Annotated in this window: 19 protein-coding genes and 2 pseudogenes; 9 read left to right on the top strand and 12 right to left on the bottom strand. The window is 66.8% G+C overall.

Going from position 1 to position 22,690, the window contains the following annotated elements; genetic code table 11:
• Positions 1–13 precede the first annotated feature (13 nt).
• The 5 genes from urtE to urtA all read right to left on the bottom strand — a co-directional run bounded on the left by urtE (position 14) and on the right by urtA (position 5,007).
• Complete coding sequence (urtE, locus tag F1643_RS16540; RefSeq protein ID WP_194914315.1) at positions 14–703, bottom strand: urea ABC transporter ATP-binding subunit UrtE; 690 nt, start codon at positions 701–703, stop codon at positions 14–16.
• 31 nt (positions 704–734) lie between these two features.
• Positions 735–1,481 carry an urea ABC transporter ATP-binding protein UrtD gene (gene urtD / locus F1643_RS16535; RefSeq protein ID WP_194914313.1) on the bottom strand — a complete coding sequence of 249 codons (747 nt, stop codon included), beginning with the start codon at positions 1,479–1,481 and terminating at the stop codon, positions 735–737.
• 14 nt (positions 1,482–1,495) lie between these two features.
• Positions 1,496–2,650 carry an urea ABC transporter permease subunit UrtC gene (urtC, locus tag F1643_RS16530; protein ID WP_194914312.1) on the bottom strand — a complete coding sequence of 385 codons (1,155 nt, stop codon included), beginning with the start codon at positions 2,648–2,650 and terminating at the stop codon, positions 1,496–1,498.
• 13 nt (positions 2,651–2,663) lie between these two features.
• Positions 2,664–3,590, bottom strand: a complete 927-nt coding sequence (gene urtB, locus F1643_RS16525) for an urea ABC transporter permease subunit UrtB (RefSeq protein ID WP_194914311.1) — start codon at positions 3,588–3,590, stop codon at positions 2,664–2,666.
• Between the two features lie 142 nt (positions 3,591–3,732).
• Positions 3,733–5,007, bottom strand: coding sequence for an urea ABC transporter substrate-binding protein (urtA, locus tag F1643_RS16520; protein ID WP_255542903.1), 1,275 nt, complete (start codon positions 5,005–5,007; stop codon positions 3,733–3,735).
• Positions 5,008–5,415: 408 nt separating this feature from the next.
• Here urtA and F1643_RS16515 point away from each other — a divergent pair, with 408 nt between their 5' ends.
• Positions 5,416–8,868 (top strand): ATP-binding protein, encoded by a 3,453-nt coding sequence (locus F1643_RS16515; RefSeq protein WP_255542902.1) that lies wholly within the window; start codon positions 5,416–5,418, stop codon positions 8,866–8,868.
• A complete protein-coding gene (locus F1643_RS16510) occupies positions 8,837–9,775 on the top strand; it encodes a response regulator transcription factor (protein WP_194914310.1) in 939 nt (312 codons plus the stop codon). Before F1643_RS16515 ends, F1643_RS16510 begins: the two co-directional genes overlap by 32 nt.
• Before the next feature lie 285 nt (positions 9,776–10,060).
• Here the strand turns inward: F1643_RS16510 and F1643_RS24995 are convergent.
• From F1643_RS24995 to F1643_RS16475, 7 genes and pseudogenes are all read right to left on the bottom strand, one after another.
• Positions 10,061–10,201, bottom strand: a pseudogene (locus tag F1643_RS24995) (MarR family transcriptional regulator); the annotation flags it as partial.
• 205 nt (positions 10,202–10,406) lie between these two features.
• Entirely contained in the window at positions 10,407–11,213 is an 807-nt protein-coding gene (locus F1643_RS16500; RefSeq protein WP_255542901.1) for a class II aldolase/adducin family protein, read from the bottom strand.
• A 26-nt stretch (positions 11,214–11,239) separates the two neighbouring features.
• Positions 11,240–12,265, bottom strand: coding sequence for a ketopantoate reductase family protein (locus F1643_RS16495; protein ID WP_194914308.1), 1,026 nt, complete (start codon positions 12,263–12,265; stop codon positions 11,240–11,242).
• Positions 12,262–13,011, bottom strand: coding sequence for an ABC transporter ATP-binding protein (locus F1643_RS16490; RefSeq protein WP_194914307.1), 750 nt, complete (start codon positions 13,009–13,011; stop codon positions 12,262–12,264). Before F1643_RS16490 ends, F1643_RS16495 begins: the two co-directional genes overlap by 4 nt.
• Complete coding sequence (locus F1643_RS16485; protein WP_206692530.1) at positions 13,008–14,882, bottom strand: ATP-binding cassette domain-containing protein; 1,875 nt, start codon at positions 14,880–14,882, stop codon at positions 13,008–13,010. The genes F1643_RS16490 and F1643_RS16485 overlap by 4 nt, the downstream gene beginning before the upstream one ends.
• Positions 14,879–15,916: a branched-chain amino acid ABC transporter permease gene (locus F1643_RS16480; RefSeq protein WP_194914306.1), complete on the bottom strand. Its 1,038-nt coding sequence runs from the start codon at positions 15,914–15,916 to the stop codon at positions 14,879–14,881. The genes F1643_RS16485 and F1643_RS16480 overlap by 4 nt, the downstream gene beginning before the upstream one ends.
• Before the next feature lie 103 nt (positions 15,917–16,019).
• Positions 16,020–17,174, bottom strand: a complete 1,155-nt coding sequence (locus F1643_RS16475; RefSeq protein ID WP_370540648.1) for an ABC transporter substrate-binding protein — start codon at positions 17,172–17,174, stop codon at positions 16,020–16,022.
• Between the two features lie 828 nt (positions 17,175–18,002).
• On the opposite strand from F1643_RS16475, the gene F1643_RS16470 reads away from it, so the two are divergent.
• The 7 genes and pseudogenes from F1643_RS16470 to F1643_RS16450 all read left to right on the top strand — a co-directional run bounded on the left by F1643_RS16470 (position 18,003) and on the right by F1643_RS16450 (position 22,620).
• On the top strand, positions 18,003–19,139 hold the full coding sequence (locus F1643_RS16470; RefSeq protein WP_194914304.1) for an amidase: 1,137 nt from the start codon (positions 18,003–18,005) through the stop codon (positions 19,137–19,139).
• Between the two features lie 95 nt (positions 19,140–19,234).
• Positions 19,235–19,645 (top strand): hypothetical protein, encoded by a 411-nt coding sequence (locus tag F1643_RS23585; RefSeq protein WP_255542900.1) that lies wholly within the window; start codon positions 19,235–19,237, stop codon positions 19,643–19,645.
• Positions 19,555–20,400, top strand: coding sequence for an acyl-CoA dehydrogenase family protein (locus F1643_RS16465; protein WP_255542899.1), 846 nt, complete (start codon positions 19,555–19,557; stop codon positions 20,398–20,400). Before F1643_RS23585 ends, F1643_RS16465 begins: the two co-directional genes overlap by 91 nt.
• A 21-nt stretch (positions 20,401–20,421) precedes the next feature.
• Positions 20,422–20,781 carry an IacB protein gene (locus F1643_RS16460; protein ID WP_194914303.1) on the top strand — a complete coding sequence of 120 codons (360 nt, stop codon included), beginning with the start codon at positions 20,422–20,424 and terminating at the stop codon, positions 20,779–20,781.
• On the top strand, positions 20,778–21,305 hold the full coding sequence (locus F1643_RS16455; RefSeq protein WP_194914302.1) for a nuclear transport factor 2 family protein: 528 nt from the start codon (positions 20,778–20,780) through the stop codon (positions 21,303–21,305). The genes F1643_RS16460 and F1643_RS16455 overlap by 4 nt, the downstream gene beginning before the upstream one ends.
• Before the next feature lie 38 nt (positions 21,306–21,343).
• Positions 21,344–21,979, top strand: a pseudogene (locus F1643_RS24990) (aromatic ring-hydroxylating dioxygenase subunit alpha); the annotation flags it as partial.
• Positions 21,865–22,620, top strand: a complete 756-nt coding sequence (locus F1643_RS16450) for an SRPBCC family protein (RefSeq protein WP_370540647.1) — start codon at positions 21,865–21,867, stop codon at positions 22,618–22,620. The pseudogene F1643_RS24990 and the gene F1643_RS16450, both read left to right, overlap by 115 nt.
• Positions 22,621–22,690 lie beyond the last annotated feature (70 nt).

The following is a 22,690-nucleotide window of genomic DNA, read 5'->3' as shown; positions in this document are numbered from 1 at the left end:
GAGTAGCGGCGCGTCACACCGACAGCAGCCGGGCGACCTTGGCCTCGTCGATGGCGTCGCGGCTGTCCTCGTGGACGATCTCGCCGTTCTCGATCACCAGCACGCGGTCGGCGATATCGAGCGCGAAGCTCAGCACCTGTTCCGACACGATGATGCTGAGGCCCTTCTCGTCGCGGATGCGGCGCAGGGTGCGGGCCATCTCGCGGATGATCGAGGGCTGGATGCCTTCGGTCGGCTCGTCCAGCAGCAGGACCTTCGGCTTGGTCGCCAGCGCACGGGCGATGGCGAGCTGCTGCTGTTGCCCGCCCGACAGGTTGCCGCCGCGCCGGCCCTTCATCTCCAGCAGCACCGGAAACAGTTCGTAGAGATCGCCGGGAACGCTGCGCCCGCCATGGACGCTCAGCCCCGTCTCGATGTTCTCCTGCACCGTCATGGTCGGGAAGATCATGCGGCCTTGGGGGACATAGGCGACGCCCTTCGCCACCCGCTCGTAGCTTTTCAGGCCGGTGATCTCGCTGTCGCCGATGCGAATGGCGCCGGAGCGCGCCGGCACGATGCCCATCAGCGACTTCATCAGCGTGGTCTTGCCCATGCCGTTGCGGCCCATGACGGCGACGATCTCGTTCGGCGCCACCGCGAAGTCCAGGCCGTGCAGAACCTCGCTCTCGCCGTAGGACACGCGCAGTTGGTTGACGGACAGCATGTCGCTTCCTCCGGTCAGTGGCCCAGATAAATCAATGGCCGAGATAGACTTCGACGACCTTGGGGTCGTTCTTCACCCGCTCCATGCTGCCTTCCGACAGGATCTTCCCCTGGTGCAGCACGGTGACGCGGTGGGCGATGTCCTCGACGAACTTCATGTCGTGCTCGATCACCAGCACCGAGCGGTTGCGGATGATGCGGTTCAGCAGTTCGGCGGTCTTCTTGCGCTCGTTCACGCTCATGCCGGCGACCGGCTCGTCCAGCATCAGCAGTTCGGGGTCCTGGATCAGCAGCATGCCGATCTCCAGCCACTGCTTCTGGCCATGGCTGAGATACTCGGCGCGCTGGTCGAGATGGTCGGCCAGGAAGATCATCTCGGCGATCTCCGCCACCCGCTCGCGCACCGCCGCGTCGCGCTTGAAGGCCAGCGCACCGAACACCGTGCGGCCGCGGGGGTAGGAGATCTCCAGATTCTCGAACACCGTCAGGTCGTCGTAGATCGACGGGTTCTGGAACTTGCGCCCAACGCCGGCCTTGACGATCTGGTGCTCCTTCATCGCCGTCAGTTCCCGGTTGCGGAACTTGATGGAGCCGCCGGACGCCTTGGTCCGCCCGCAGATGAGGTCGAGCACCGTGGTCTTGCCGGCACCGTTCGGGCCGATGATGACGTGGATCTCGTTGCTGTCGACGTAGAAGGACAGGTCGTTGACCGCCTTGAACCCGTCGAAGGACACGGTCAGCCCTTCGACCGCCAGCAGGTAATCGGTGGGGTTCGCCATGGATCCGGCCCTCCTCAGTCTGCGGCGGTGTGGGGCGGGATGATCGGCGCACCGGCAACCGGGGCATCCGTGCGGCGGGTGGTCAGCCGGCGCAGCCGCGGGGCGATGAACTGCTGGTAGAGCCCCGCCAGCCCATTGGGGAACACCATCACCACCCCGATGAACAGCGCGCCCATGGCGAACAGCCACAGCTCCGGAAAGCTTTCCGACAGCATCGTCTTAGCCCAGTTGACCAGCAGCGTGCCGTAGACCGCACCCAGCAGCGACAGCCGTCCGCCGACCGCGCAGTAGATGACCATTTCGATCGACGGCACGATGCCGACGAAGGATGGCGACATGAAGCCGACCTGCAGCGTGAACATCGCCCCGCCCACCGCCGACAGCGCCGCGGCGAAGCAGAAGACGAAGATCTTGAAGTTGGCGACGTCGTAGCCGGAGAAGCGGACCCGGTCCTCCTTGTCGCGCAGCGCCACCAGGATGCGGCCCAGCTTGGAGCGGCGGACGTAGACGCACAGCAGGATGCAGCCGATCAGCAATGCGGCGTTGACGAAGTAGAGCACCAGCTTCGCCTCGTCGGTGCGGATGTCCCATCCCTTCAGCGTGCGCAGATCGGTGATGCCGTTGATGCCGCCGGTGTAGCCCTGCTGGCCGACGATCAGAATGGTCAGGATGGCGGCGAAGGCCTGGGTGATGATGGCGAAATAGACGCCGCCGACCCGCCGCTTGAACATCGCCAACCCGACGATGAAGGCCAGCGCCGCCGGAACCGCCACCACCGCGACGATGGAGAAGGACAGGCTGTGGAACGGCTCCCAGAACCAGGGCAGTTCCTTCAGCTGGTTCCAGTCCATGAAGTCGGGGATGCCGGGGGTGGACTGGATCTTGGTGGCTTCCGGACTGGAGGCCTCCAGCTTCAGGAACATCGCCATGCAATAGCCGCCGATGCCGAAGAAGATGCCCTGCCCCAGCGACAGGATGCCGGCGCTGCCCCAGCACAGCACGAGGCCGAGTGCCACGAAAGCGTAGGTCAGATATTTGCCGACCATGTTCAGCCGGAAGATGTCCAGCCCCATCGGCAGGACGATGACCAGCAGGGCGGCCAGCAGCAGGATGCCCGCGATGTCGCCATCGATGCGTCCGAGAAAATTGCTTTGAGGGGTGCGCGTCATGGTCAAGGACTCCTCAGCGGCGGACTTTGAGGACGAACAGGCCCTGAGGGCGCAGCATCAGGATCACGACGACGGTCAGCAGGGTCAGCACCTTGGCGGTCGAGCCGCTGAGGAAGAACTCCATCGTCGATTGGGCCTGGCTGATGGTGAAGGCCGACGCGATGGTGCCGATCAGGCTCTGGGCGCCGCCGAACACCACCACCAGGAAGGTGTCGACGATGTAGAGCTGGCCGGAGGTCGGGCCGGTGGAGCCCACCATGGTGAAGGCGCTGCCCGCCACCCCGGCAATGCCGCAGCCGAGCCCGAAGGTGTAGCGGTCGACCTTCTCGGTGTTGATGCCGACGGCGCCAGCCATCACCCGGTTCTGCATCACCGCCCGCACGCCCTGGCCCCAGCGCGACCGGAACATCACGGCATAGATCACGATGGTGATGGCCATGGTCAGGGCCATGACGAAGAGGCCGTTGATCGGCACCTCGATGGTGTCGGTGACGGCGACCGATCCCATCAGCCAGTCCGGCAGCACCACGCCGACCTCCCGCGCGCCGAATACGGAGCGGAAGACCTGCTGCAGGATCAGGCTCAATCCCCAGGTCGCCAGCAGCGTGTCGAGCGGGCGGCGGTAGAGGAAGCGGATCATCCCCCATTCCACCAGCATCCCCAGCGCCCCGCTGGCGAAGAAGGCCAGGATCATGGCGACGAAGAAATAGGCCGGGAACAGCGCCGGCATGTAATTGGAAATGAAGGTGGAGCAGAGATAGGTCACATAGGCGCCGAGGATCATGAACTCCCCGTGCGCCATGTTGATGACGCCCATCTGCCCGAAGATGATGGCGAGGCCCAGCGCCATCAGCACGAAAACGGAAAACAGGATGAGGCCGGCGAATCCCTGCATCGCAAAGATCGACCCGAGCTCGGCCAGGCTGTAGCCCTCGAACATGATGGGAACTCCCGTCACACTTGCCCCCACCCCGACCCTCCCCCGCTCTCGCAGGGGAGGGGGACAGGAGCTTTGTCAACGTTCGGCGGCAGTTCCCTCCCCTGCGAAGCGGGGGAGGGTTAGGGTGGGGGTCTAGCTCCCCTTACTGGTAGCCCTTCGGGAACGGGTTCGGCTCGATCAGGTCCGCCGTCTCGTAGACCACGTCGAACTGGCCGTCGGTGCGGGCGCGGCCGACGCGGGTCTTGCTCCACAGGTGATGGTTCTCGTGGACGCGGACATAGCCTTCCGGCGCGCCGGTGAACTCGATGCCGGACGACGCGGCGGCGATCTTGTCGATGTCGAAGCTCTGCGCCTTTTCCGCCGTCAGCTTCCACAGCCAGGGGCCGAGATAGCCCGCCTGGGTCACGTCGCCGATCACGCTCTCGCCGCCCCACATCTTCTTGAAGGCGGCGACGAACTTCTCGTTGTTCGGGTTCTTCAGCGACTGGAAATACTTCATGCAGGCATAGGCGCCGGCGATGTTCTCGCCGCCGATGCCCAGCATCTCGTCCTCGGTGACGGAAATGGTCATCAGCGTCTGCTTGTTCAGATCGATGCCGGCGGCCTTCATCTGCTTGTAGAAGGCGACATTGGAGCCGCCGACGACCGAGGCGTAGATCACGTCCGGCTTGGCCAGCTTGATCTTGTTGATGACGGAGTTGAACTGGGTGTGGCCGAGCGGGAAATACTCCTCGCCCACCACCTTCTGGCCCTTCATCTCGATATGCTTGCGGGCGATCTTGTTGGAGGTGCGCGGCCAGATATAGTCGGAACCGATCAGGAAGAAGGACTTCGCCCCCTTCTCCTTCGTCACCCAGTCCAGCCCGGCGAGGATCTGCTGCGTCGCTTCCTGACCGGTGTAGATGACGTTCTTCGACTGCTCCAGCCCTTCGTAGAAGGTCGGGTAGTAGAGCATGCCGTTGTACTGCTCGAACACCGGCAGCACCGCCTTGCGCGAGGCCGAGGTCCAGCAGCCGAACACCGCCGCTACCTTGTCTTCCACCAGCAGCTTACGCGCCTTCTCGGCGAAGGTCGGCCAGTCGCTGGCGCCATCCTCCTGGATCACCTCGATCTTGCGGCCCAGCACGCCGCCCATCTCGTTGATCTGGGCGATGGCCAGCTTTTCGGCCTGCACCGAGCCGGTCTCCGAGATCGCCATGGTGCCGGTGGTGGAGTGCAGGATGCCGACCTTCACCGTGCTGTCGGTGACCGCCAGCTTCGTCGTGTTGACGGCGCTGGTGGGCAGCGCCTGGGCCAGCGCGCCGCGCGGCAGCAGTGCGACGGCGGGAAGCGCCGCCATGCCGAGGAGGAGCTTGCGGCGGAGCGGCGACGGAATGCCGCCATTGGGCTTGTCCGCATCCATCTTGTCAGAGGACATGAAACCTCCTGATGTTTGGCCGTTATCGCCTTGCAAAAGGTCGCCGGCCAACGAGCGCGGTCCTTTTCGGAAGGCGGTATTCTTGGAGAGTTGGCGGAGCGATCCGCGACTGGACGGCCCGATGGTTGGCCGATCGGTGCAGCGCAGCAATACGTGGATTTGCGTATAGGGGTGCCGGCCGGCAAATGGTTATACACTGACACCAGTCTGAAGGCGGCCGGGCACTCGCAACCACCGAGAAGCGAGTGGATAGACCGTGTTCTCGCGCAGAAGATCGGCACTCTTTTGTCTTGTTGTTCTACCGATTTATTTTTGCAAGACTGCGTACACTAGGAAATTCATTGCGAACAAGGCCCGGAGCAGCAGAAAGAAATAATCCGTCGAGCAAACAATCTGTCGGGAGGGTGAATGGGGCCGATGGCGGGGCGCCAGAGGGTGGTCGCGGTCCGGCGGACCTACAACAGGTGGGTCGCCAACCAGACTCTTGAGGATTACGCGCTGCGCTTCACCGCGCGCAAGGCGCGGCGCTGGTCGCCGTCGCGGGTCGCCAACACCGCGCTGGGCTCGATCTCCTTCCTGGCGCTGGAGGCCATCGGCGGATCGATCACGCTCGGCTACGGCTTCACCAACGCGGTGCTCGCCATCCTGGCCGGCGCCCTCCTGATCTTCGCCAGCGCGCTTCCCATCAGCTACTACGCCAGCAAATACGGCGTGGACATGGATCTGCTGACGCGCGGCGCCGGCTTCGGCTATATCGGTTCCACCATCACCTCGCTGATCTACGCCTCCTTCACCTTCATCTTCTTCGCCATCGAGGCGGCGATCATGGCGACCGCGCTGGAGATGGTGGTCGGCCTGCCGCTCGCCGCCGGCTATGTCGTCAGCTCGCTCGTGGTGATCCCGCTGGTCGCTTACGGCTTCACGGTCATCAGCCGCATCCAGCTGTGGACACAGCCGCTGTGGCTGGCGCTGCACGCCCTGCCCTTCCTGTTCATCGCGATTCAAGACGACGGTGCCTTCACCGCCTGGACCGGTTTCACCGGACGGTCCGCCGAGACGGGCGCCGGCGGTTTCGACCTGATGCTGTTCGGTGCCGCGGCGTCGGTGGTGTTCTCGCTGCTGGCGCAGATCGGCGAGCAGGTCGATTTCATCCGCTTCCTGCCCTACGACCCCGACGCCCGGGGACGCAGGAAACTGTACTGGTGGGCGGCGCTGGTGGCGGCCGGACCGGGCTGGATCGTCATCGGCACGATCAAGCTTCTGCTGGGATCCTTCCTGGTGGTGCTGGCGCTGCAGAACGCGGTGCCGCTTGAACTGGCCGCCGAGCCGACGCGGATGTACCTCGTCGCCTTCCAGTATGTGACGCCGTCGCCGCAGCTGGCGCTGGGCCTCACCGGCCTGTTCGTCGTGCTGTCGCAGTTGAAGATCAACGTCACCAACACCTATGCCGGCTCCATCGCCTGGTCGAACTTCTTCTCGCGCCTGACCCACAGCCATCCCGGCCGGGTGGTGTGGGTGGTGTTCAACGTCGTCATCGGCCTGATGCTGATGGAACTCGGCATCTACAAGACGCTGGAGCCGGTGCTGGGGCTCTATTCCAACGTCGCGGCCTCGTGGATCGGCGCTCTGGTCGCCGATCTGGTGGTGAACAAGCCGCTGGGCCTCAGTCCGCGCCATGTCGAGTTCAAGCGCGCCCACCTCTACGACATCAACCCGGTCGGCGTCGGCGCCATGCTGCTGGCGACGATCCTGTCGATGCTGGCTTTCCTCGGCGCGCTGGGGCCGACGCTGAAGGTCTGCGCGCCCTTCCTTGCCTTTGCCACCGCCTTCATCGCCGCACCCGCCATTGCCTGGGCGACGCGCGGCGAGTATTACATCGCCCGCCGTCCCTTCGACGACTGGAACGGGGAGGAGGCGATCCGCTGCCGCATCTGCCAGCATGCCTTCGAGCCGGACGACATGGCCTTCTGCCCGGTCTATGCCGGGGCGATCTGCTCGCTCTGCTGTTCGCTGGACGCACGCTGCGGCGACGGCTGCAAGCGCGACGCCCGGCTGGGCGTTCAGCTGCGCAACGCGCTGGATGCCGTGCTGCCGGCGAAGGCCGCGACGGCGCTCAAGGCGCGGTTCGGCCATTATCTGGCGGTGCTGCTGATGCTGGGGCTGGCGGTCGGCGCCGTGCTGTCGCTGGTCTATGTCGAGGTCGCGTCCGTGAACGCGGAGGCGCAGGCGCTGATCCGCAGCACGCTGTGGAAGGTCTTCTTCATCCTGATGATCGTGGCCGGCGTCGCCACCTGGCTGTTCGTGCTGGCCCGCGAAAGCCGCAAGGTGGCGCAGGAGGAAACGCGCAGGCAGACCGACCTGCTGATGCAGGAGATCGAAGCGCATGAGCGCACCGACGCCCAGCTTCAGAAGGCGAAGGAGGCGTCGGAGGCGGCGAACCTCGCCAAGAGCCGCTATCTGGTCGGCATCGGCCACGAATTCCGCACGCCCCTGAGCGCCATCTTCGGCTATTCGCAGATGCTGGAGCGCGATCCCGCCATGCCGCCGCACCGCATCGACGCCGTCCGCGTCATCCGGCGTAGCGCGGAGCATTTGTCCGGCCTGCTCGACGGGCTGCTGGACGTGTCGAAGATCGAAAGCGGCAGGCTGCAGTTGAACCGGGCGGAGGTCCGCTTCGGCGAACTGCTCGACCAGCTCGTCGGCATGTTCCGCCTTCAGGCGGAGGCCAAGGACATCGCCTTCCGCTTCGAGGCGCCTGAAGATCTGCCGCCGGTCGTCTTCACCGACGAAGGCCGCATCCGCCAGATCCTGATCAACCTGCTGTCCAACGCCATCAAATTCACCGATGTCGGCACCGTCTGCCTGCGCGTGCGCCACCGCAGCCAGATCGCCGAGTTCGAGGTGGAGGACACCGGCCCCGGCATCGTTCCCGAGGATCGCGAGCGCATCTTCCAGCCCTTCGAGCGCGGGTCGGCCGCCAACCCGATGGTGCCGGGCATGGGTCTCGGCCTGACCATCACCAAGCTGCTGACCGAGGTGATGGGCGGCGAGATCACCGTGACCAGCACCCCCGGCAAGGGCAGCCTGTTCCGGGTGCGGCTGATGATGTCGGCGGCGATGCTGTCCACCGCCGCCGCTCAGCCCGACCATCCGATCCGCGGCTATCGCGGGGCCCGTTTGAGCGTGCTGGTCACAGACGACGACCTCGCCCACCGCAACCTGCTGGCCGACCTGCTGACCGAGTTGGGCTTCACCGTGTTCAAGGCGACCGACGGTCCGAACTGCCTCGCCATGGCCGAACTGCACCGGCCGGACATCCTGCTGCTCGACATCTCGATGCCAGGCATGAACGGGCTGGACGTGGCCCGGCACCTGCGCGCCACCGGCCATGGCGACACCACCATCGTCCTGGTGTCGGCCGACACGCGGGAGGACCGCTCCGCCCCCGCTCCCGGCCAGCCGCATGACGGCTTCGTTGCCAAGCCGGTGTCCATACCGAAGCTGCTTGCCTGCATCGGCCGGCTGCGCGGCATCGAGTGGGAGTATGAGGCGGCGGCCGGCAGCGACGACGGCCCGCCGGTCTTCGTCGCGTCGGAACTGCCGCCGCAGCACCACATCGCCGAGCTGATCCATCTCGGCCGCATCGGCTATGTCCGGGGCATGCAGGCCAAGCTGGCCGAGATCGCCGCCGCCCATCCGGAACTGGATCGCTTCGTCGGCCGCATGCGCACGCTCGTCAGCAACTACGACCTGAACCAGTATATGGCCGCGCTGGAGGCGGTGTACCGCGATGACAGCCATGACGAACCCAGCCATGCCGAACCCGGCCATGACGATGAAATCCGCAACCAGACCGCGTGACGTCGTCCTCGTCGTCGACGATTCGCCCGAAGCCCTCAGCTTCCTGACCGATGCGCTGGAGGAGGCCGGCGTGACCGTTCTGGTGGCGCTGGACGGCCGCAAGGCCCTTGCCCTGCTGGAGCAGGTGACGCCCGACGTCATCCTGATGGACGCCATCATGCCGGGGCTGGACGGCTTTGAGACCTGCCGGCAGCTGAAGCGCAACAGCCAGGTCGCCCATGTTCCGGTCATCTTCATGACGGGCCTGACCGAGACCGAACATATCCTGAAGGGCTTCTCTGCCGGCGGGGTCGATTACGTCACCAAGCCCATCGTCGCCGAAACGCTGATCGCCCGCATGTACGCCCATCTCGCCAACGCCCGCGTGGCGCAGAGCACGCGGGCGGCGCTGGACGTCACCGGCAGCACCCTGCTGGCCGCCAACCACAAGGGGGAGGTGCTGTGGTGCACACCGCAGACCACCCGCATGTTGGAAGCCGCCTTCGGGGCCGATACGGGAAACGGGGTGTCGCTGCCGGAGGAGGCGCGGCGCTGGCTGGCCGAGCGGCAGGCAGGCGGATCAGGACGCAAGCCGGACAGCGTGGTGATCGCCACCGGGGCGGACGGCCGCAGCCTGCGCCTCAGCCCGGTCGGCCAGACCGGTCCCGACGAGATCCTGCTGCAATTGGTGGAGGAGAGCGGCGCCGGTGACGACGCCCTGCTGAAGGACAAGCTGTCCCTGACCGCGCGGGAGGCGGAGGTGCTGATGTGGATCGCCAACGGCAAGCCCAACCGCGACATCGCCGAGATCCTGGGCCTCAGCCCCCGCACGGTCGACAAGCACCTGGAACAGATCTACTCGAAACTGGGCGTAGAGAACCGCGCCGCCGCCGCTGCGATGGCGGTGCGCACGCTGAACGGGCGGTAGGCGTGCCGCCCCCATGAGTCCTGCCGGGAAACGCTCGGCTTTCAAACGCCGCGACGGGGAGCTCAATCCTCCGCCAGATTGCCGTAGAGCTGTTGCAGGGTCGCATTCAGCTTGCCGATCTGCGATTTCCGACATCCCGTCGAAGCTGCGGGCGAACAGCCTTTCCGTCGCGTCCTGGATGCGTTCGACCAGCGCATGGCCGGCCGGCGTCATCGTCACTTCGGTCACGCGGCCGTCGTCGGCGTTGGTGCCGGTGTCCACCAACCCTTCCGCCTTCATGCGGTAGACGATGCGGGTCATCGTCGACAGCTTGACGATGGCGTGGGTCGAGATCTCCGAGATGCTCGACGTGCCGTGCGTCTTCAGGATGAACAGCACCCGCCAGGTCGGAATGTCGGTGCCGATCCGCTTCAGCGCCGTTTCCATCTTCTGCGTGTAGATGCCCTGGACGCGGGCAAGCCAGTAGAAGGGGAATTCCTCGACCTTGAATTCGGGGTCCGACGGGATGTAGCGCCGAAGCTTCTTTGTGATGGCCATGATGCCCAATGTCTGTCCAGCGTTTGGCGAGGCCGGGACCCTGTTGTACCAATCGCCGGTTGGATTGCCAAACGCCTTGCGACGCCGCGACCGCTCACCAGCCCGGCCCGCGCTCCGCCCGCATCTTGCGGACCATGGCGTCGAAGAACTTCACGGCGAAGCCGCTGTCGCGGATCAGCATGGCGGTCAGGTCGCTGCATTTCTGGCGGACCTCGGTCGACAGCTCCACGTCCTCGCCGCGCATGCTGTCGGCCAGCGTCTGGATCTCGGCGGCGCGCTGGACCGTCCACAGCAGGAAGAAGGTCTTGGCGATGCTGGACTCACCCACCGCGATGCCGTGGTTGCGCAGCACCAGGATGTGCTTGTCCCCAAGGCTCTCCAGCATGCGGGGCTTCTCGTCGGCGAACAGGGTGATGCCCTCGAAGGTGTGGTAGCCGACGCGGCCATAGAGCTGGGCGCCGTAGAAGTCGTTGTGCGAGAAGGCCTGCTTCTTCTGCACGATCGCCGACACCTCGGTGGTGTGGGTGTGGATCACGCAATGGATGTCGGCGCGCGCCTCGTGGATGGCGCTGTGCAGGGCGAAGCCGGCGGGGTTGGCGTCATAGGGCGACGGTTCCAGCTTCTCGCCGTCCAGCCCGACCTTCAGCAGGTTGGCCGGCGTCACCTCGGTGTAGTTCAGGCCGAAGGGGTTCACCAGATAATGGTGCGCCGGCCCCGGCAGGCGGGCGGAGATGTGGTTGAAGATCGTCTCGGTCCAGCCCATGAAATCGACGAGGTGGTAGCAGTCGGCCAGCTGGCAGCGCAACGCCCACTCCTCCTCGCCGATGTGGGCGGGCTTCACGACGCTGTTGTGGCCGAGCTTCGGGGCAATGGAACTCGCGGTTGCGGTCGCAGTCATCATGGTTTGCGGTCCTCTTCGGATGGAGGTTACAGGCCCGCGGCGGCGCGCAGCGCGCTGTCGCTCTTGAAGCGGGCGAGGATGGCGATGTTGCGGGTCAGCGGCATGGACAGACCCTGCAGCTCGGCCAGTTCGATGACGGCCTCGCAGATGGCGGAGAGTTCCAGCGGCAGCCCCTTCTCGAAGTCCTGGAGCATGGAGGTCTTCACCGGCCCCATCCCGGCCCCCATCGCCAGCAGTGACGCCGGGTCCAACTCGATCCGCGCGCCATAGGCGGCGGCGGTCAGCAGCGCTTCGGACAGCATCTGGCGGGCGATGTGCGACAGCGACGGATCGCCGTAGATGTCCTGCAGCGTCGCCCCCGACACCACCGACAGCGGGTTGGAGGAAAGGTTGGCGATCACCTTGGTCCACAAGGGATCGCGCACCCGCCCGCTCGCCTGGGTGTGGATGCCGCAGGCGGTCAGCATGGCGGCGGCGCGGGCCAGCCGGTCGCTGGGGCGGTGGTCGATTTCGCCCAGGATCAGCTTCAGCGGGTTGAAGCTGCGGGCGACGCCGGGGGCCATCCGTTCCGCCGTGATGTAGGCGATGGCGCCGATCACGCGGTCGAGCGGCACCAGTTCCTTCAGCGCCCCATCGGGATCGACGGCACGGACGGCGCGGCCCTGGTGGCGCCCGCCCTCTCCCTCGAAATACCACCAGGGGATGCCGTTCACCACCGGGACGACCAGCGTGTCCGGCCCGATCATCGGCCGGGCGGCACGCACCAGCGGCAGCAGGTCCTGGGCCTTGGCGCAGAGGAACAGCAGGTCCGGCTGCCCGAGTTCCTCCGCCGGCCCGGCCGCCACCCGCACATGATGCTCGCCCTCGCGGTCGGTCAGGTGCAGCCCGTCCTGCCGGATGACATCCAGCGTCGCCCCGCGCGCCAACACGCCGACCCGGTGCCCGGCCCGCGCTATGCGCACCGCCAGCGTGGTGCCGATGGCCCCCGCCCCGGCGATCCCGACATGCCAGCGCCCGGCTTTTGAACCCTCTCGCCAGTCCGGCTCCGTCATGAGGCGAGCATTTCCTGATGCTTGCCGGCCATGCCGAGATAGGCTGCCACCACGCGCGGATCGTGGGCCAGTTGCGACGCCGGCCCCTCCATGGCGATGCGCCCCAGCTCCAGCACATAGGCGTAATCGGCGACGCGCAGGGCGGCGCGGGCGTTCTGCTCGATCAGCAGGATCGACACGCCCTTGCTGCGCAGTTCGGCGATGATGCGGAAGACCTCGCGCACGATCAGCGGCGCCAGTCCCAGCGACGGTTCGTCCAGCATCAGCAGCTTCGGCCCGCCCATGAGCGCGCGGGCCAGCGCCAGCATCTGCCGCTCGCCGCCCGACAGCGTCGCCGCCATCTGGCCGCGCCGCTCCTTCAGCCGCGGGAACAGGGCGTAGAGTTCCTCCATCGCCGCGTCCTGCTCGCGCTTCGACCGCGAATGGAAACGGAAGCCGCCGAGCCGCAGATTGTCCTCCACGCTCATGGTGGCGAACAAGGCGCGCTTTTCCGGCACGAGGCTCATGCCGCGCGCCACCATGTCCTGAATGGCTGGCGATTGCCCGTCATGGCCGAGGAAGCTGACCCGGCCGCGCGACGGCAACACGCCCATGATGGCGGACAGAAGCGTGGTCTTGCCGGCGCCGTTCGGGCCGATCACGGTGACGATCTGCCCCTCGCCGACCCGCAGGCTGGCGTTGCTCAGCGCCTCGATCTTGCCGTAGGAGACGCAGAGGTCGGTGACCTCCAGCAGCGGCGCACTCATTCGACACCTCCCAGATAGGCTTCGAGAACGGCCGGGTTGGTCTGGATCGTCTCGGGCGGTCCCTCGGCGATGCGCTCGCCGAACTCCATCACATAGACGCGGTCGACCAGCCCCATGACGAAGTCCATGTCATGTTCGACAAGCAGGATCGCCATTCCTTCCGACCGCAGCTTGACCAGCAGTTCGGCCAGCGCCTGCTTTTCGAGAAAGCGCAGGCCGGCGGCCGGTTCGTCCAGCAGCAGCAGGCAGGGATCGGCGCACAGCGCGCGGGCGATCTCCAGGATGCGCTGCTGGCCGAGCGCGAGGCTGCCCGCCTCGACATGCAGGTATTGGCCGAGCCCGACGCGGATCAGCTGGCGCCGCGCCTCGTCCAGCAGCCGCGCCTCCTCCGCCCGGTCCAGCCGCAATGCTGCGGCGGCAACGCCCTTGGAGCCGCGCAGATGGGCGCCGATGGCGACATTCTCCAGCACGGACATGGTGGGGAGCAGCTTGACGTGCTGGAAACTGCGGCTGAGGCCGGCGCCGGCCATGGCGCGGGCGGTGCGGCCGTCGATGCGCTCGCCGCGGAACAGAATCTCGCCAGAGGACGGATGGTCGACGCAGGAAAGCTGGTTGAACAGCGTGCTCTTGCCGGCGCCGTTCGGGCCGATCACCGCCAGGATCTCGCCGGCCCGCACGGTGAAGCTGATGTCGCGGTTGGCGACCAGCCCGCCGAAGCGCCGCGTCACGCCATTGGCCTCCAGCACCACCTCGCCCTTTTGCGGCATCGGCCGGCGCGGCAGCGGTTCGGCGGCGGGCAGGTCGATGCTCTCCAGCGCAGCCGGCCGATGCCGCCGCCGCTCGAAGGCCTTGGCGATCCAGCCGGCGATGCCGCCGGGCAGGCGCTGCATCAGCAGCACGATCAGCAGGCCAAAGACGATGGCTTCGAAGTTGCCGGTGCGGCCCAGCAGATGCGGCAGCAGATCCTGCAGCCATTGCTTGGCGAAGGTGACGCCGGCCGCGCCGATCACCGCACCCCAGACCTGCCCCACCCCGCCGATCAGCGCCATGAACAGGAAGTCGATGCCGGCCTGCAGGCTGAAGGGCGCCGGGCTGACGAAGCGCTGGGTGTAGGCGTAGAGCCAGCCGGCCAGCCCGGCATAAAGCGCCGCCACCAGGAAGGCGGTCATCTTGGCGCGGAAGCTGTCGACGCCCATCGATTCCGACATGCGCTGACCGCCGCGCAGCGCGCGGATGGCGCGGCCGACGCGGGAGTCCAGCAGGTTCAGCGTCGCCACCACCGCCAGCAGCAGGATCGCCCAGATCAGGTAGAACAGAGCCTCCGCCCGGTCGAAGGCGATGCCGAACAGGTTCAGCGCCGGGATGCCCGACAGGCCGGTGTGGCCGCCGAGGAACTCGAGATTGCCGAACAGGTAGAACAGCGACAGCCCCCAAGCAATGGTGCCGAGCGGCAGGTAATGCCCCGACAGCCGCAGCGTCACCGCCCCCAGCACCGTGGCGATGGCGAGCGTCAGCACCAGCCCGACCGCCAGCCCGGCCAGCGGCGACCCCGCCATCCAGGCGAGCGGCCCCGGCAGCTCGGCGGCGGACACCGTGGCGAGATAAGCGGTGGCGTAGGCGCTGACGCCGATGAAGGCCGCCTGTCCGAAGCTGGTCATCCCGGCGACGCCGGTCAGCAGGACGAGGCCCAGCGTCGCCAGCGCGAAGATGCCGATGTTGTTGGCCAGCGTGACCTGATAGGTCGGCAGAACCAGCGGGGAGACCGCCAGCACCGGCAGCAGCGCCAACAGGATCCAGGCGGACGGCGACAGTCTGGGCATCGACAGGGTCGGCTTTTCTGCGGGAGTCTTGGAAAGCACGCCGGGCTTCATTCGTCGTCCTCCGCGCCATGGTGGGAGAGGGAGCGCCAGACCAGCACCGGAAGGATCAGCGTGAAGACGATCACCTCCTTGTAGCTGCTGGCCCAGAAGGTGGAGAAGGATTCGGCCTGCCCGATCAGCAGGGCGCCAAGCGCGGCGACCGGGTAGCTCGCCAGACCGCCGATGATCGCGCCGACGAAGCCCTTCAGGCTGATGATGAAGCCGCTGTCGTAATAGATCGTGGTGATCGGCGCGATCAGGATGCCGGACAGGCTGCCGATCAGCGCCGCCAGCGCGAAGCTGGCCTTGCCCGCCAGTTCCGGCGAGATGCCGACCAGTTCGGCCCCCAGCCGGTTGACCGCGGCGGCGCGCAGCGCCTTGCCGTACAGGCTGCGCTCGAAGAACAGGTAGAGCCCCAGGATCAGCGCCAGCGACACGGCCACCACCCAGATGGTCTGGCTGTTCAGCATCACCATGCCGAGCCTCAGGCCGCCGTCGGAGAAGGGCTCCGTCCGCGCTCCCTCCGGCCCGAACATCAGCAGGCCGACGCCGACCAGCACGACATGCACGGCGATGGACACGATCAGCAGCACCAGCGGGTGCGCCGCGGCGATCGGCTGGTAGAAGACGCGGTAGAGCGCCAGCCCCAGCGGCACGATCAGCGCCATCGTCACCAGCGCCTGCAGCGCGACGCCGGCCTCGGCCAGCGGCAGCAGCGTCGTCAGCGCTGTCAGCCCCGCGGCATAGGCGAGGCCCAGCACCGGCCCGCGCCGAACCGCGATGCGGCCGTCGCGCCGCCATGCGGCATGGCTGTCCATGACCAGGGCGGCGGTAGACAGCGCCAGCAGCAGCCAGCCCAGCCGGACCGGGGTTCCGCCCTGCATTGCCGCCATGGTCAGGGCGGCGAAGGCGACGAATTCGCCCTGTGGAATCAGAAGGATTCGGGTCACCGTGAAGACCAGCAGGATCGACAGCGCCAACAGCGCATAGATGGCGCCGTTGGTGATCCCGTCCTGGCCCAGCAGCATGACGATCTGGAGATTCATGACCGGTATCCCTTCGCTCCGGCGGCGGCCCGGAAAATGGATTCTGGGTCGCCGCCGCCGGATCACTTCACGAGGTCATTTCACGGGCAGTGCGTCACACGGCTCACTTCACCAGCGTCCATTTGCCGCCGGACACGGTGATCAGCTCGCGGCCGCGCTCGTCGAAGCCGCTGTGGTCGGCGGCGGTCAGGTTGTAGACGCCCTGCGTCGCCGGCAGCTCCTTCACCTGTTCCAGCGCGTCGCGCAGCGCGCTACGGAAGGCGGCGGATCCCGGCTCCCCGCCCTTCAGGGCGACGGGGATGGCGCGCTCCAGCAGCAGGCCGGCGTCATAGACGTTGGCGCCGAAGGTGGCGGGCTTGGAGCCGTTCTGCTTCTCGTAGGCGGCGACATAGTCGGCGGCGATCTTCTTCGACGGATGGCTGTCCGACACCTGGTCCAGCACCAGCATCAGGCTGGCGGCCAGGATCGTGCCCTCCACCTTCTTGCCGCCGAGCTTCAGGAAGTCGGGCAGCGCCGCACCATGCGTCTGATAGATTTTGCCGCGATATCCCTGGTCGAACAGCGTCGTCTGCGGCAGCACCGAGGAACTGCCGGGGGCGGCGATCAGCACCGCGTCGGGCGAGGCCGACAGGATCTTCAGACCCTGCGCGGTCAGCGAGGTGTCCTGCCGCTGGAAGCGCTCGCTCGCCAGCAGCTTGATGCCGCGCTTGGCCGCACCCTCGCCGAACACCTTCTGCCAGTTGTCGCCATAGGGATCGGCGGTGCCGATGAAGCCGACCGACTTGATGCCGGCCTTCGCCATGTGCTCCAGCAGCGCCTCGGCGATCAGGTCGTCGTTCTGAGTGGTCTTGAACACCCATTTCTTCTGCTCGGTCATCGGCAGAACCACGGCGGCGGTGCCGACCGGGGCCAGCATCGGCACACCGGCCTCGGCCGCGAACTGGATCACGCCCATTGCGTTGGGCGAGCCGGACGGGCCGATGATGGCGTCCACCTTCTCCTCGGTGATCAGCTTCTTGAAGGCGGCGACGGTGGCCGTCGGGTCGCTGCCGTCATCGAGCGTGATGTACTGCACCGTCTGGCCGCCGACACTGGCCGGCAGCAGCGGCACGCTGTTCTTCTGCGGAATGCCGACCAGCGCGATGGGGCCGGTCGAGGAGGTCACCACGCCGACCTTCACCTGCGCATCGGCCGGCAGGGCGGCGCCCACCGCGAATGCCCCGAACAGCAGCGAAACCGCCAGTTTCTTTGCAATCACCACACCCTCCATTTCGTGTTGCCGCCATTTCGTGTTGCCGTCTGTCCAGGTCCGACAGGCTTTTCTCCGCCGGACCCGCCGGGCCGGTGCGGCCGGTTCCCGAAGGAGCCCCCTGCCGCCCAACCTCTTGTTCTGCTGAAAGGAACAAAGCAAAGACCGCGCCAATGAAAGCGGCAGCGCCGCCGCTCAATCACCCAATACAGCGACAATAGAAGACGCGAACATTTAACGAGGATCCCGCCGGTACGAAGACCGGAAGGACACGAGAAAGCAAAGACGCTTCCGCATCACGCCGGCCAATATTGCCCGGCAGCTTCGTTCTTCGGGAGTTCGATGGCGGCGACACCACGCACCACCGATGAAATCCTGTGGTGGTCACGTCTGGTGCCGGTCGCTCTTGCCGTCCATTAAGCCAGAGTTCCGTGAATCCGCAATCGAATTTTCAAGAAAAACTGCCCATTTTTTGGCACTCGAATGCATGCTTTGCAGGCGAACTCCCACCAAGCGCGCCGATCAGGTACTTTGGAATGAGGCCGTATCCGGAAAGTACGAAGGTCCTGGAAAATTCTTTTTTATCAGAATGATGAATACTAGCAGGCCTCGATCTCGTTCCGCTTCTCCGCCCGCGTCGCCGCCAAAGCACTGCTCGGATTTTGTGCTTCGCTGCCAAAAATTATTTTTCCAAAGTCAATTGACTATTCACGTTTCTCGCCATTAGGCTTCGGTCATCCCATCCACCCCGAACGGCTCCGATCCCGGCGGCGTATGATAAGCCCGGTGTCGTGTGGGTACTCGGGGAGTCCGGTTCGACCGGGGAAGGCATTGCCCATGACAATCTTCGTTCAATCGCTCGACCTCGCCGGCGACGCCACCCACCGCGACGCGGCGCCCACGGTGGCGATCAAGGACAGCATCGACATCGCCGGAACGCCGACACGCGCCGGCAGCCGGTCTCTGGACGACGCTCCGCCGGCCGCGGAAAACGCTGAAATCGTGGGCAATCTGCTCGCCGCCGGCTGGCGGATCACCGGCAAGACCACGATGCACGAGCTGGCCTTCGGTACCACCGGCATCAACCGCTGGGCCGGCACCGCACCGAACCCGAAATACCCCGACTTCGTGCCTGGCGGTTCGTCCAGCGGGTCGGCCGCCGCGGTCACCGCGGGATTGGCCGATGCCGCCATCGGCACCGACACCGGCGGTTCCGTACGCATCCCCGCCGCCTGCTGCGGCGTGTTCGGGCTGAAGCCGACCTTCGGGCGGGTCAGCCGCCGCGGCGTGATGCCGGCCCGGAGCACGCTGGACTGCGTCGGCCCCTTCGCCCCGGATATGGACCGGCTGATCGCCTGCATGGCGGGCATCGATCCGACCTTCGGACCGCTGCCGCCCATTGATGGCGTAGCCATCGGCCTGCTGGAAACCGACGCCGACGACGCCATCGCCGCCGCCGTGCGGGCCACGGTCGAAGCCGCCGGTCTCCCGGTGGAATCCTTCGCCCTGACCGGCATGCACGCCGCCTTCGAGGCCGGGCTTTCGGTCATCAATGTCGAAACCTGGGCGGCCTGCGCGGCACTGGTGGAAACCGGTCTGGTCGGCGAGGACGTGGCGGTCCGCCTGCGCAATGCCGCCCGCACCACGGCGGAGGATCTGGCCCGCGCAGAGGCGGTGCGCGACGCCTTCACCGCGGAGGTCGATGCGCTGCTGTCACGGGTGGCGGTCATCGCGCTGCCGACCATGGCCGGCCCGCCGCCGCTGGTGGCGGATGCCGGCGACACCAGCCGGCTGGTCCGCATGACCACGCTGGTCCGCCCCTTCAACCTGTCCGGCCACCCGGCCATCGCCATCCCGCTCGCCCCCGTCGGCGGCGCACCGGCCAGCCTGCAGCTGGTCGCCGCCAAGGGCGCGGACGAGTTGCTGTGCGCGGTCGCGGCCTACATCGCCGAGCGATTGCCCGGTCCAACCTGAGCCTCTTCAGCCCCCCATTCCCCGATGCCATGGATGGAGCCGCTCTCCGAATGCGGACGCGCGCCTTCCCTCCATCACCCGCTATGGAGATCCCCATGTTGGTGACTCTGCCCGCGCAGACACAGGACGGCGGCCGGAGCTTCGACGACGCTCTGCTTGCGGAGCTTCTGACCGAGATCCGCGGCCGACGCGCCGAATTCGAACAGCAACAGTTCATCTCCCAGGACATCGTCGAACGCTACCGCGCGCTCGGTGTCTACCGCGCGCTGGTCGCCCGGCGCTTCGGCGGTGACGAACGCTCCCCGGCTGAGTTCTGCCGGCTGGTGGAGCGCATCGCCGAGGCCGACGGATCGGCCGGCTGGGTCGCCAGCTTCGGCATCGGGGCGGTCTATCTGTCGGCCCTGCGCTCGACACGTTGCGCAGCCTCTATGCCCGCGGACCAGACCTCGTTTTCGCCGGCGGCATCTTCCCGCCGCAGCCGGCGGTCTTCGTCGATGGCGGCCTGAAGGTGAAGGGCCGGTGGAGTTGGGCCAGCGGCTGCATGGGCGCCGACATCGTCGGCGTCGGCATCGCGCCGAAGAACAGCGACGGCACCGGCGGTCTGCCGCGCATGGCGGTGATGCCGCGTAGCGCCGTCACGATCGAACGCAACTGGGATGTCGTCGGACTGCTCGGCACCGGCAGCCACGATCTCGTGGTCGACGACGTGGTGGTGCCGGAGGAATGGACCTTCGTACGCGGCGGCAAATCGGCGCTGGACGAACCGCTCTACCGCTATCCCACGCTGGCCTTCGCGGCGCAGGTTCTGTCCGTCGTCTCGCTCGGCATCGCCCGCGCCGCTTTGGACGAACTCCGCTCCATGGGCTCCCGAACGTCGGTCACCGGCGCTCCGAAGCTGGGCGAGCGCGTCGCCTCGCAGCTGGAGACCGCGAGGCTGGAGGCAGAGCTGCGCGCCGCCCGCTCCTGGTTCTACGACGCCATCGACGAGGTGTGGCAATGCCTGCTGGCCGGCGACGATCCGGCGCCGGAACAGGTCAGCATGCTGCGCCTGTCGGCCACCCACGCCACCCGCACCGCCGCCGACGTGACGCGCCGGGCGCAGATGCTGACCGGCATGGCCGGCGTCTATGAGCGCTGCCCGATCGCGCGGCAGGTCCGCGACGTCCAGATGATCACCCAGCACGCCTTCCTCGGCGACGTCACCTACCAGAACGCCGGCGCCATGCTGTTCGGCCTGTCCCCCCTGCCCGGCTATCTCTGACCCCCACCCCGGAGACCTTCCATGAGCGACAAGAAGCCCCTGCGCGTTCTGTTCTGCATCGGCGTCAACCAGAACTTCTTCGACGCGACGGCGGAGGAGGCCAAGCAGGTCTGGGGCGCCTTCTCCGCCATGATGCGCGGCATCGGCGAGCTGCCGGGCGTCACGGTGCTGGGCAACATGGACGACGACCGGATCATGGTCGGCCCCTCCACCAACTGGCCCTGGACCACCTATGTGCTGGCCGACGTGCCGGACATCGAGACGGTGACCGCCGCCTGCAACCTGTTCCGCGTCACGCCCGTCGGCGACGGCACCTTCAAGCTGTGGAAATACTGCCGCGTCGAGACCCGCGTCGGCCGCGAGCTGGTGATCCCGCAATGACCGCAACCCTCCCAGCCGATTCCGGTGTACTGGCCGCACGCCTCGCCCGCTTCGAGGCGGAGGCCGCCGTCCGCGCCTGCATGGTCCGCTACATGGCGCTGTGCGACGCACTGACCCCGGCGACGCCGCTGGACGAGCTTGCCGGCCTGTTCACGCGCGACGCGGTGTGGGAGGGCATCGGCGAAAAATACGCGAAGACCTTCGGCCGGATCACCGGCCGCGCGGCCCTGCGGGAGATGTTCGCCGGATACATGGTCGAACCCTCCCACTTCGCGCTGAACGTCCATTTCCTGACCTCCGAGCTGATCCGGACAACAGGTCCGGACACGGCGGAGGGCTGCTGGATCATGCTGCAGACATCCACCTTCGCCGCCGGCGGATCGCACCTGAACGCCGCCCGGCTGGCGGTGGACTTCCGCCTGGAGGAGGGCGCCTGGCGCATGAGCCATTTCCGCACCGAAAACCTGTTCAGCCGCCCGGTCGACAGCTGGAACCGCCCCGACCCGGTTCCGGTCCCGGAGTAATCCCCCTTCTCCGCCCCCAAGACGGAAAGACCATAGCCATGGCTATCGATCTCAAAGCCCCGCCGACTGCAAGCCGCGACCTTGCCGACCTCGTCCGCGCCGACCGCGCCCACACCTCTCTCTACACCGACCCCGCGATCTTCGAGCAGGAGATGGACCGCATCTTCGCCAACTGCTGGGTCTGGGTCGCCCATGTCAGCGAAGTGAAGGAGGCGGGCGACTACAAGTCCACCTATGTCGGCCGCCAGCCGGTGGTGGTGGTGCGCGACCGCAAGCAGAAGATCCATGTCCTGCTGAACCGCTGCCGCCACCGCGCCGCCACGGTCTGCGAGGAGAAGAAGGGCCGGACCAACAGTTTCGTCTGCCCCTACCACGGCTGGAGCTACGGCCTGGACGGCAGTTTGCGCGGCGTGCCGCACCCGGAAAGCTATGGCCAATGCCTCGACAAGGGCGAATATCCGCTGAAGAGCCTGCGGGTCGAGGAATATGCCGGCATGGTCTTCGCGACCTTCCGCGAGGACATCGAACCTTTGGCCGACTGGCTCGGCCCGGCGAAGAAGTGGATGGACCTGTTCATGAAGCAGGGCGGCGGCTACCCGATCAAGGTGGCCGGCGAGCACCGCTTCCGCTTCCCCGGCAACTGGAAGATTCAGCTGGAGAACACCACCGACGGCTATCACTTCCCGGTCGTCCACAAATCCTTCCTGTCCTCGGTCGACGAGCAGACCGAACGCATGCTGGACTTCGTCAACGGCCCCGGCTTCGTCGAGGATCTCGGCAACGGCCACAGCGTCATGGTGATGATCCCCGAGTTGGTGGATCTGGAGGAAAACCTCGACGCCCCCATCCCGCCCGCTTCGAGGAACTGGCCGGGGAACTGCGCAAGGAGGGGCATGACGAGGCCAAGGTGCGCCGCATCGTCCGCGCCGTCGGCGGGTCGGGCTTCAACCTGAACCTGTTCCCCAACATCGCCTGTTCGATGGCCTTCTTCCGCGTGCTTCGCCCGGTGTCGGTGAACGAGACGGAGATCCACCACGCCGTCATCACCATGGATGGCGGCCCCGCCGCCGCCAACCGCGCCCGCCTTCGCCTGCACGAGCATTTCCAGGGTCCGATGGGCTTCGGCACCCCGGATGACTCCGAAGCGTGGGAGCGGGTGCAGAAGGGCGCCCAGGCCGGCACCGATTTGTGGATCCTGCTGAACCGCGGCCTGCCCGGCGAGCGCATCACCGAAGACGGCCGCGCCGGCGACGTCAGCGCCGAGACCGGCATGCGCGCCGCCTACCAGCAGTGGAAGAAGCTGATGACGGCGTGAGGGAAGCGCGGGGGGTGAATTGCCCCCACCCTAACCCTCCCCCGCTCTCGGCCGACCGAAGGTCGGTCCG

Source organism: Azospirillum sp. INR13, from assembly GCF_015390205.1.
Taxonomy (GTDB): Bacteria; Pseudomonadota; Alphaproteobacteria; order Azospirillales; family Azospirillaceae; genus Azospirillum.
Note: the sequence above shows the minus strand (reverse complement) of the source record. Positions and strands in the feature narration are given on the sequence as shown.